Origin of the sequence: Treponema vincentii F0403, assembly GCF_000412995.1 — a bacterium.
In the GTDB taxonomy this organism is placed as follows: domain Bacteria; phylum Spirochaetota; class Spirochaetia; order Treponematales; family Treponemataceae; genus Treponema; species Treponema vincentii.
The window spans coordinates 2,336,762-2,347,197 of the sequence record NZ_KE332512.1 but is presented as its reverse complement, the minus strand read 5'-3'; the positions used below and the strand labels follow the sequence as shown (position 1 = coordinate 2,347,197).

The 10,436-nt window shown below is 43.1% G+C and carries 7 protein-coding genes and 2 pseudogenes; 2 read left to right on the top strand and 7 right to left on the bottom strand.

Going from position 1 to position 10,436, the window contains the following annotated elements; all coding sequences use genetic code 11:
• Positions 1–49 precede the first annotated feature (49 nt).
• From HMPREF1222_RS13345 to HMPREF1222_RS10730, 5 genes are all read right to left on the bottom strand, one after another.
• Positions 50–280, bottom strand: a complete 231-nt coding sequence (locus HMPREF1222_RS13345; protein ID WP_016519429.1) for a pyrimidine dimer DNA glycosylase/endonuclease V — start codon at positions 278–280, stop codon at positions 50–52.
• A gap of 48 nt (positions 281–328) precedes the next feature.
• Complete coding sequence (locus HMPREF1222_RS10745) at positions 329–2,197, bottom strand: hypothetical protein (protein ID WP_016519428.1); 1,869 nt, start codon at positions 2,195–2,197, stop codon at positions 329–331.
• Positions 2,198–2,345: 148 nt separating this feature from the next.
• Positions 2,346–3,125 carry an outer membrane lipoprotein-sorting protein gene (locus tag HMPREF1222_RS10740; RefSeq protein ID WP_016519427.1) on the bottom strand — a complete coding sequence of 260 codons (780 nt, stop codon included), beginning with the start codon at positions 3,123–3,125 and terminating at the stop codon, positions 2,346–2,348.
• A 195-nt stretch (positions 3,126–3,320) separates the two neighbouring features.
• Entirely contained in the window at positions 3,321–6,104 is a 2,784-nt protein-coding gene (locus HMPREF1222_RS10735; protein WP_016519426.1) for an efflux RND transporter permease subunit, read from the bottom strand.
• An 85-nt stretch (positions 6,105–6,189) separates the two neighbouring features.
• Entirely contained in the window at positions 6,190–6,846 is a 657-nt protein-coding gene (locus tag HMPREF1222_RS10730) for a transposase (protein WP_016519425.1), read from the bottom strand.
• 183 nt (positions 6,847–7,029) lie between these two features.
• Here HMPREF1222_RS10730 and HMPREF1222_RS10725 point away from each other — a divergent pair.
• A pseudogene (locus tag HMPREF1222_RS10725) lies at positions 7,030–8,524 on the top strand (ATP-binding protein).
• Between the two features lie 56 nt (positions 8,525–8,580).
• Here HMPREF1222_RS10725 and HMPREF1222_RS10720 read toward each other — a convergent pair.
• Positions 8,581–9,633 carry an IS110 family RNA-guided transposase gene (locus tag HMPREF1222_RS10720; protein WP_016519422.1) on the bottom strand — a complete coding sequence of 351 codons (1,053 nt, stop codon included), beginning with the start codon at positions 9,631–9,633 and terminating at the stop codon, positions 8,581–8,583.
• Positions 9,634–9,924: 291 nt separating this feature from the next.
• On the opposite strand from HMPREF1222_RS10720, the pseudogene HMPREF1222_RS10715 reads away from it, so the two are divergent.
• Positions 9,925–10,134 (top strand): annotated as a pseudogene (locus HMPREF1222_RS10715) (PD-(D/E)XK nuclease domain-containing protein); the annotation flags it as partial.
• 135 nt (positions 10,135–10,269) lie between these two features.
• On the opposite strand, the gene HMPREF1222_RS12640 reads toward HMPREF1222_RS10715, so the two are convergent.
• Positions 10,270–10,419, bottom strand: a complete 150-nt coding sequence (locus HMPREF1222_RS12640) for a hypothetical protein (protein WP_016519420.1) — start codon at positions 10,417–10,419, stop codon at positions 10,270–10,272.
• Positions 10,420–10,436 lie beyond the last annotated feature (17 nt).

The following is a 10,436-nucleotide window of genomic DNA, read 5'->3' as shown; positions in this document are numbered from 1 at the left end:
AAAAAAGCCATGAACAATGACTTTCTTTTTATAATGGAGCCCCGCAATATTAATCCAAATGAATTCCCTTGGTTTCCAAATTCTTGAGACACTCACGATAGTAGCAATCATCATGTTCAGTATATATGGGGTCGGGTACTTCGATGACGGCTAAATTGTTATATGCCGGACATCTTTTGCCGCGATAGTCTTTGTCCAACCACTCAGGACTAACCCTGTAGCCTCGCCGATTCATCTCTGCCATAATGAGTTGGTGATAACAATAAAGGAGATAGGGCATCTTCCAAAAATCTATACCTGAGTTTCTTTGCAAACTCCCAACGCTCGTTTAAAATTTATATTCAAAACTAACTTGCGCAAAGTGATTATTTTTCCACGAAGAAAACTCGCTTTTCTTATCTTTTGCGTAAATATAAGCTCCCGTGCCTTCAACATAAAATTCGTCCTTAATTTTATATTTTATCTTAGGCATTACCACAACATCATTATGCTCAATACCCCAAATCACTGTAACGGAATCGGTTAAAGTTTCATGCAGCCACGAGTCCGAAACATTGAAAACGAGTTTATTGTTTGTCGATTTTTCCGCAGTGTTCCAATCCATATCCATCTTGCCGCTTTTATTATTCTGCCTGACGTTTTTAAAACCGATGATATGCGAGCCGATATTTTGTACATTCAAATTAAGGTTGTTAAGCGGAATATCCACGTCAAAACCCAACACCCATTGAAAGCTGTTGTTATGTACTGCCGGATCGGTTCCTTTAAAGTCTTCGGTCATGTAGTAGGCGGCTTCAGATTTAAAATTGAACATTGCAATCGCAGCCCCTAAATCCGCACCGAAGATATGCACCGGATCATAGTACACACACTCACGGATATTTTTACCTTCCATTGCATACGTTATCATTTTTTCTACATTGATCGACGGGGTTTTGTAATGTCCGTAATAATATTGACACGCCATATCGACAGCCCCTGCAGAACCCGAAAGGCGTAGTCCGTATTGCCCGTATTTTATTTGATGCATATCGGGCATAAAGGCATTCATACCGATTTTTGCACACTCATCAAATTGGAAATTCTCTATAATTGTACCGGCTTTTATTAAGGATGAAAGCAATTCCGTTTCCGCCTTTTGAGCGGTTCCTGCAATTTCTTTTGCAATACGAGTGGTAACTTCCGTTAAAAAAGGTTCCCCTGCCAAAAGTGTCTTAATTTCAGCTTCTGTGTACTGAGAACCGTCCGGTTTGGGCGGCAGTATCTTGTTGGCTATTTCAGTTATTGAAAAATTAAGTTTTTGCTTTCCAAGATTTACCAACAGTTTTTTTATTTCCCCTTTGACAAGATTGTTTATACCATTAAGTAGCGCTGCCTCGTCCAACTTAGCCACTATGTCCTTCATATCAATAGTGATTGAAGGAGGAATATGAGAAGTGATATTTTTCAGCTCTTTTGAAATGGGGTCGTGCAGCGCTTTTTGTAAAGCGCTTTCATTAAAGATCTGGGATATGCGGGGATTGGAAATAGCTTCATTAAGCGAGGCTTTGGCATTCTGTTTTATTTCAGTGATTTGGGGCGGCACCCATGCGCCTTTTAGAGAAAAACGGTCAGGCGTCATCAGCGGTGTCCATGCCGCTTCCAGCCTGAGCGGGATGGGCGCATTGTAGGCAAGGTGCACCATCGGCTCCGCAATGCGGCGGTCAATATAGGCGGGAATGGTAAAGTCGGTAAAATCATTCGCATTAAAAACGTCCAGAACGTGGATCATATCGCCGCGCCCCCATACGAGTTTCATCTTTCCGGTTGAAAGTACAAAGTCGCCTAAGTAAGCGCGGACGGTAAATTCATCAATAAGATCAAGCGGATAGTCGGCAATGGTGAGGGCATTGCATTTAAAATGAGAATCAAGTTCCGTCCTTGCGCCGCTGTATTTAAAGTTAATACCGAACACCGGCAGGGCTTCCATCCGCTTGAGGTCTTTATGCGGGTACATCCGTATTCCCAGATTGGCAAAACCTGAGAAATCGATGGCACCGGAATTACCTGAACCGTTTTTGGAATTGCCGGCGGACATACCTTCGTTTGTACTTGTGCTTTCTACCGTATCGGCATCATCAAAAAAAGAATCTTGCGCAAAAAGATACATCCCGGTGCAGCAGAGCAGCGCCGCACACAGCGTCATTGTTTTTTTCATATAACCTCCGGACAGCGCACAACCGGCATCGGCTGTGCGGCAATTACATTAAACCTGTTCTGAAACTGAAGTTTCCGAACAGGTTTATTGGATACATAACAATCACCGTGCAGAAATGTTCACATCCCTGCGGGTAAACACCTCTCTGTTACAGTCTTCCCGTATTCAAGAAATTTTGAGTAAACAACTTGTCGTCAATGGGCTTGTCTATTTCTATTTTTAAAATTTCAAGCACGGTACTATGATTGGTTTGCACATTGGTAAGCTTACTCTTCATTGGAATCCAATAGTCCTGCTTTTGTTCCAGTGTTTCTATGTGCAGTACCTTTAAAAGTTTTCCTTTTTTATCGTACATTTCCGCCTTCACCGGTACGGAAGTAGCCTTGTCAATGTAGGCAATTTTTTTTGAATACCGGCTGCTTTTCGGATCAACCGGTACCGATTCAACTTTCCAGCACTGATACGAATCAACGGTTTCTTCACCGATCAAGGTATGCGTATCCTGCTCGATTTTTCTGGTTTCAAGGTCGTCATAGTCGGCATCGGTACCCATAAATGACTTTGAACCTTCGGCTCCTGCAATACGGCGGACAGTCCTGAGCGCAGGTAGATAAATCCATTTATCGTTTGCCCGGTCTTTGTTCACAATCTGTAAAAAGCGCGTATCTTTTACCGAAGCAGGTTTACGGAATGCAATAACGGCAGCGCCGGTTTTATCACCCGGGTCTTTTGCCCACTCTTCAAGCATACGCTCTTCCGTGTTTCCGTTTGAATCAATGAGCGCCATTTTTACTGCGCTATGAGTAAACAACGGACGCTTTACATCAAGCGACTTTTGTACGATTGCAGTACCGTCTTCTGCAGCAAGCATCCCAAGGATACCGGCAGCAAACAGCGGTATCAAAACTGTTTTCAGTAAGTGTTTCATTTTTCCTCCTATCAATACCGCCACGGATGGCGGTGGTTCCAAACAGCAGCGAGATTTGTGTTGTGCACAAATCTCGTCGTTGAACAGTGTACACGGACGTACGCTGTTCAACAGCGCCACGGATGGCGGTGGTTCCAAACAGCAGCGATATTTCGGCTGTGCCGAAATTCGCCGTCAACCGATGTACACGGAAGTTCATCGGTTGACAGCCATAAATTTCGGTTTAAACATATTTAGCACAACAGGTAAAATCGTTAATGACGCAACCGAGCTGGTCAGCATTACTGTTGCAACCAAAAATCCGACAAACCTGAGTACGACAAAGTTTGAAAAACACATAACCAAAAAACCGCAGCCGACGGAAAACGCATTGACGGCTATTCCCTTTCCCGAATGGCGGAGCGTGTTTAAGGTAACCTGCGTTAAATTATCGCTTGCAATTCTTTCGTTATGATAGTTGTTCATAAAGTGAACAGTGTAATCAATACCGATACCGATGGCGATTGCGGCGACTAAACTCGTTACCATGTCAAGGTTTATTCCCGTTAAGCTCATAATGCCGAAGTTGAGCAAAATAGAAACCCCAAGCGGAATAGCCCCGATAATACCGGCAATCACTGAGCGGTAGAACACTGCTAAAATGAGGAACACTATCCCAACCGCCAAGACCAGAGAGGACACTTGACTCGAAATAATCATCGAAGTCATTGCAACTTCCATTTCACCCAAGCCCGCCGCTTCAAGGGTATAACCTTCGGGAAAATGCGTTTCGGCAAAGCGGTGCGCATCGCTGATAACATCTTTTATTTTACCCGTATCGTGCGTCCGCATGATAATCTGCATTCGGCATGTCTTAGGTTCCAGCGTTTCGTCAAGCAGTGCATCAAGAGAGCCGGAATACAAAAGCAAATACTGAGTAACGATATCTTTCAATTCCGCCTGTGTGCTGACCGGATATTTTGAAATATCTGCCGGTATTTCGTAGTAGGCGGCGCCGCGGTAATTGAGCTGCTTTTTTAATGCATCCATAAACTCGGTAACGGTCAAGTCGCTCTTGTTTGCAGAGGCATAAGCCGCAGTAAAAAGCGCAATGGTTTCATCTGCATTGAGCGGCTGATTTTTGTAGTGGGCAAAAACGGCATTAACTGCATTTCCGCTTCCGTCTAATTCTGCATACCGCGTTTGCTCACTGCCGGCTTCTTCTTCATCGAAAAAACTTTCAACACTGCCGGAAGCGCCGCCGGTACTTTGCACCGTTTCGGATTCATCTTCAAAAAAGCTGTCAAAATCCAATGACCCGTTTTCTTTCGAGCCCATGGATCCTACGGATCCGACGGAAAAATCTGCCGAGGCATTTTGAGAAACGGAAGCTTCTTGAACCGCTGCACTTGAATGCATCACCTGATTCATTCGTTTTACAAACTCGGTAAAGGACACAACACTGCCGATTGCCGGATGGTTTGCCTGTAAGTAATTTTCCAATTTTTCCATCTCGGTTAAAATAGCAGGATTACACATATCGCCTTTTTCTTGCCCCTGTATTACTAAGCTGAAACCTGTGGTGCCGACATACTTGGTATCGATGGAACTGACATCATTACGCACCTTTGAGTTTTTCGGAAAGTATTCCAAAAAGGCGGATTCAATGTTTAGGTTCATAATGCCCACAACCGAAAGACCGACGATAACCAAAAGACCGAACACAAACCGTCCTTCCCGTTTATTAAAATAAGAATAAATTCTGTCGAGCGTAGCGCCCTTTTTATTGATACCGAGGGCTGCAAGGCGTGCATTTTTTTTGACGGCACGGAGACTCATCCGTTTTTGCTGCCGCTGAATAAGACCTACCGATTTAATCATCAGTATTGAAGGAATAAACACAAAGGCAAGCGACAGTGCAATTACAACACCGACAGCACTGAAAAGCGCAAAGGATTTAAGCGGACGGATAGGACTGGTGATAGTCGAAATAAAACCTGCAATCGTAGTAATTCCCGCAAGTAATACCGGAGAACGGGCGCTTTTCAGTGTTTCTTTAATAAGCGCTTGATGCCGCAGCTTGTCGGTAATCAGCGGCTCTTTTTCCAATCGCTGATAATAATAATTGATAATGTGAATACCGTACGCAGATCCTACTGCAATCAACAGTACCGGCAAACAACTTGAAACAATCGTGAGCGGCTCCCCGATCATCGCCATAATCCCTGCTGTCCATATTGTACTGATGAGCACGGTAATAAGCGGAAGCAGGGTGCCTTCCGCATTGCGGAATGAAAGAAAAAGACAGAGCAGTACCACAACGGTAATAAGCGGAATTAAATTTTTTAAGTCCGCATACATAAATATTTTTCCATATTCACCCAATACCGGGTCTCCTGCAATTTTGTAATTGAGGGACGCATGAGCGGCCAAATGCTTTTTGACGACATCAACGGTTTCATAATAAAGCGTACTGACTTCAGGCGGTGTTGCATCTGAATTTAAGGTAGCAATAATTTGCACCCCTTTAAAATCGGAAGATATAATTGTACCAATATATGCCTTAGGCCATTCTAAAATCCGCTGTTTGAGCTGCTGTACCTCGGCAGCAGTACCTGAAAAGTCTTCCGGAATTAATTGTCCGGTACTCAAATGACCATCATCATCGGTGATAAAATCGACATTGGTAATGGACTGTATTTTCACGATATTATTCAGCTGTTCCAGTTCTTCGGTAATTTTTCCGATTACTGCAAGACTTTCTCGGTTCAACATAATATCTTCGTTCGTTTCAATAACAATATCCATAACATATTGGTCGCCGAACATTTCAGTTAATGTATTGAACTTCCGGTACGATTCATGACTTTCAGGAAAGAAATGGCGAAGTTCATTATCCATGATAATATTCGGCAGCATAGAGGCAAAAAATACCGTAACCGCCGCAATAAGCGCCAAAGCTACATAACAGAGTTTTGTTCCGTCTTTATTGTTTTGCATTATATTCCCCTTCAGTATTCATTCTTTCATTCATTCTTTTTTAAATCGGAAAACTTAATTTTGCTTGAAAATGAACCGGTACAACTCAGTACTTTTGAAAGATTTTTTTTATTAATTTAAAAAGGTCTTCACCGCGGTGGTTGTACCGGAACTCACATTCTTTTAAATGGAGCAATACATTGCTTGATGAACAGCCGTTAAATTTTGCAAGCCGTTTTTTTGCAAATGTCAAAAAATTCTCTATTCCCTTTGCATCGTGCTCATCGCCTTCCTGTTCCGCACCGGCATACCACACTCTGTATTGATCATACTCGTTGAATGATACCGCTTCCGGTTGTGCCGTCTCATTTTCATACAGGGCAGCATACCGCTCATGCAGGTTCTCCTGCAGCCGTGTTAAGAGATTGTCGTGAGAAAAATCTTCTAAAACAGTGATAAATACTTTTTTTCCTCGCCGTAACAGTCCTAATATCGGCCGCTCTTGCAAAACCCGTTTGAGCCGTTTTCCCAACACAGTCTTTGCTTCAAAACGAAGCGTTTCCGCCTTTATTCCGTTCATTACTTCATTATATTCGGCGATGCTGTGCCGTACTATTTTTTCTCGAATACCGGTAAAATAGCGGTTTACGGTATTCCTGTTTACGCCGGTAATTCTTGCAGTCGCCGTAGCAGTTAAATCTTCGCTAAAACATAAAAAAATTCTATTCAATTTTGTTGTAGTAAGTCTTTTAAATACAATCACTTACATAACCTCTGTAGTAATTATTCTAGTCTAGGTTGCTTATTCAGGTTAATATACAGCAAACGGAAAAAAAAGACAAGAGAGTTTTTACATTGATATCCTTGCACCATCGTTTGACTTTTAGAAAGGCTGTGGACGAACATTGAAATTGTCAGATAGGAAAAATCCTGTCATACTCATTGCATGAGCTTTCCACGAAAATTGCCGATCGGTGTACAAAGTTTTAAAGATTTACGGGAAAAAGGTTTCCTTTACGTGGATAAAACAGAATACCTTTTTCGCCTAGCAAACAGCAGTAAGGTCTATTTCCTCAGTCGTCCGAGGAGGTTTGGAAAAAGTCTCTTTCTTTCAACATCGGCAGCATATTTCCGCGGACAAAAAGAGCTGTTCAAAGACTTGTATCTTGAAAAGGCTGAGGAAGAACAAGCTGTATTGGAAAACAGAGCTGCATGGCAGGAATATCCGGTATGCTATCTTGATTTTAATACCGGTAACTATAATTGTATGGCCGCCTTAACAGAAAACCTCAATATCTTTTTATCGTGGCTTGAAGATATCTATGGGAAAGAAGCTATTGAAGAGACGCCTCCAAAACGCTTCGAAGGACTTTTAAAGCGTGCGTATGAAAAAAACCGGCAAGCAAGTAGCCATTCTTGTTGATGAATACGACAAACCGCTCCTGCAAACGATGGGCGTAAACGAAGCCTTGAATGAGCAATACCGAAACGAACTCAAAGCTTTTTACTCCGTCATTAAAACCTGCGATGAATATATCCGCTTTGCCTTTTTAACCGGTGTTACCAAATTCAGCAAGATTAGTATTTTTAGTGATCTGAATAATCTGAAAGATATCAGCTTACATGAAACGTATGCCGGTATCTGCGGTATCACACAAAAAGAGTTGGAAGATAATTTTGAACCTGAAATCCAAGCGCTTGCCGAAAGACAAGGGCTTGATTATCCGCAGGCAATCGCAGCCTTAAAGCAATGGTATGACGGCTATCTGTTTCATCCTGCGGGGGAAGGAATGTACAATCCTTTTAGTCTCCTCAATGCTTTTGATTATAAAGAGATCAAAAGCTTCTGGTTTAGCACGGGGACGCCGACGTTTTTGGTCAATTTTCTCAAAGAAGCACACTACTTTATCCCCGACTTGGATGGAAATGTTGAGCTCGATGAATCGGGATTACAGACCTATCGGGCGGTAGCACAAGATGCGTTACCTATTCTCTTTCAGGCCGGCTATCTGACAATAAAGGAGTACATAAGCGATATCAGGCTCTATCGGCTTGGCTTTCCGAATGATGAAGTGCGGTACGGCTTTTTTGAGAATCTGCTGCCTGCGTATTCCGATGTGCCGTTCGGTCAAACAGGTGTATGGGTAGGACGCTTTGTACAGGACATCCGCAAGGGTGATGTGAACGGCTTTATGGAACGGATGCAGGCGCTTATCGCCGGTATCTCTTATGACAACTTTAGCAGTAAAGAGCTGAAATTGCGGGAGCAAAACTACCAGACAGCAGTGTACCTCATCTTTGCGCTGATGGGGCAATTTGTGCAAACGGAAGTCCACTGCTACAGTACCGCCATGGATGGCGGTTGTTCCACGCAGCAGCGATGTTTCGGCTCCGCCGAAACTCCTATGTTTTTTGTCAAGCAGAAGAGCAAAACTTTTTAGTTTTTTTCTGCTTCGACCGCTCCCGTCCCTGTAATTCCCTGTTTCACATACCTATGTTATCCCGCTCGTAAGGAGGGGGCAGGCATCTCTTGATATACCATTTGTTTATTCTTCATTACTACGTACAATAATTTTGCCATCTTCCGTGCTATCGCCGTTATCGATATCTTCTTCCCCTTCCCATGTTCAGTCATATAAAAATACTTTGCCTTTAAAGCTCCCCCGCGTTTACTCCGTACTATTGCCCATGCTGCTTGATAGAGCAATGACCTTACGACTCCATTTCCCTTCTTTGTAATATGCCCATACTTGTTTATCGTTCCCGAACAATCAACCCGCGGCACTATCCCTAAGTAATTGGACACTTGATCTCCATTATTAAAGCGCTTTCCATCTCCGACATAAGCGGCAAAGGCGAGCGCTGTCTTATCTCCGACTCCCGGTATCGTTTGCAATCGTTGGATATCTTCATCTTCTTTACATTCCTTTTTTATCAGCTGATCCAGCTCTTCTATCTGTGCATCCAATACCGTAAGTCTGGCACACACTCGTTTCGCTTGCCTTGCTTCATAATCAAAAAGCTGCGGCAACACTTCCTGCCGATTTACATCGGTTTGCACATTACTGCGTTTTATCGTTGTTATCCCACATTGTACGAATAACGCATGCAGCCGATTGATTTCCCGTGTCCGGTCAGCTTTTAGTGTCTTGTACTCTTTGATGAGTTTTCTCCGATACCATTCCTTATCCGTCGGCACATCTACGGTCGGTAAATCCTCTTTTTCATATATCTTTATTAACCGTGCAAGCTTTACCGCATCTTCCTTATCCGTTTTCTTCGTACTGGCATAGATTACCGATAGCTGCGATGCGTTTAAGATTATTACTGTGCAGCCAATTGTTCTCATCTCCTGCTCCATTACAAACGCAAGACTATTCGCTTCCATCGCGACAATATCTTCCGATTTTAACTTTGCATACAGTTTTGCTCTTCCGACTTTTGTTGTCAGCCCTCCCGAACCTGCGACTTTCCCTTTTTGATCAAAGTAACGCATTTCATACGTTTCTTTACTCAAATCCAATCCGATCCATCTTCCAGTCCCTTGCATACGACACTCCTTGTGGTATAAAATAGGGAACAGGGAGCTTTTACCGGTTTTTGGACTACCGTAACTCCTATTCGCGGTACGCACCGTTAGCGGTGCGGCCGCATTTTGATTTACGGCAGCAGGTTTAGGTTAATCTCGCCACCGAGGTTTATCTTTGTTCAAGATTTCCTCACGTTTCGGCACAACCTGCTGCCTGCCCCCTTATCCCGTCGGATAAGAGTACCACATCTACCGGCAAGTAAAAACATATCATCTCGCAGCCAAAACTATACACGGATGTATAGTTTTGGCGCTGATTGCGTGGTTATTACTGTCGATACTGTTTACATCTTCGAGTTTAAACTCTCCGGCAACGGCAGTGCGGAAGATGCACTCGAGCAAATCAAAGAGAACGCCTACGCTGCAAAGTATAAGACGGACGGGAAGAAGATTGTGCTTATCGGTGCAGGATTTGAGGAAGCAACGCGGACTATTCAGGATTGGAAAGTAGAACAGCTATGATAGATCCTGCACCGGTCCGCCATGGAGGGCGGTGGTTCTACGCAGTAATGAGTTTCAGTATTAGTTGAAACTCATCATTAAAGATGTACAAGGATGTACATCTTTAACAGGGCTTTAGTGAAGAGACGAAGACGATTAAGGATTGGAAAACTGAAATTCTTGAAAAATAATGACAGCCAACAATATTTGCATCATTTGCAGCAACAAATCCTTTTGTGTCTCTGATATATGTAATTTAGTTATTTCCCATACATTTTTTCCATTTACTTTTTCCAAGTGAAGCATAATATCATTACCTCCCC

What these genes read in the sequence shown, in the direction of transcription:
- HMPREF1222_RS10740 (WP_016519427.1), bottom strand. Translation starts at nt 3,125, where the DNA reads ATGAAACACTTACTGAAAACAGTTTTGATACCGCTGTTTGCTGCCGGT.
- HMPREF1222_RS12640 (WP_016519420.1), bottom strand. Translation starts at nt 10,419, where the DNA reads ATGCTTCACTTGGAAAAAGTAAATGGAAAAAATGTATGGGAAATAACT.
- HMPREF1222_RS10720 (WP_016519422.1), bottom strand. Translation starts at nt 9,633, where the DNA reads ATGCAAGGGACTGGAAGATGGATCGGATTGGATTTGAGTAAAGAAACG.
- HMPREF1222_RS10745 (WP_016519428.1), bottom strand. Translation starts at nt 2,197, where the DNA reads ATGAAAAAAACAATGACGCTGTGTGCGGCGCTGCTCTGCTGCACCGGG.
- HMPREF1222_RS10735 (WP_016519426.1), bottom strand. Translation starts at nt 6,104, where the DNA reads ATGCAAAACAATAAAGACGGAACAAAACTCTGTTATGTAGCTTTGGCG.
- HMPREF1222_RS13345 (WP_016519429.1), bottom strand. Translation starts at nt 280, where the DNA reads ATGCCCTATCTCCTTTATTGTTATCACCAACTCATTATGGCAGAGATG.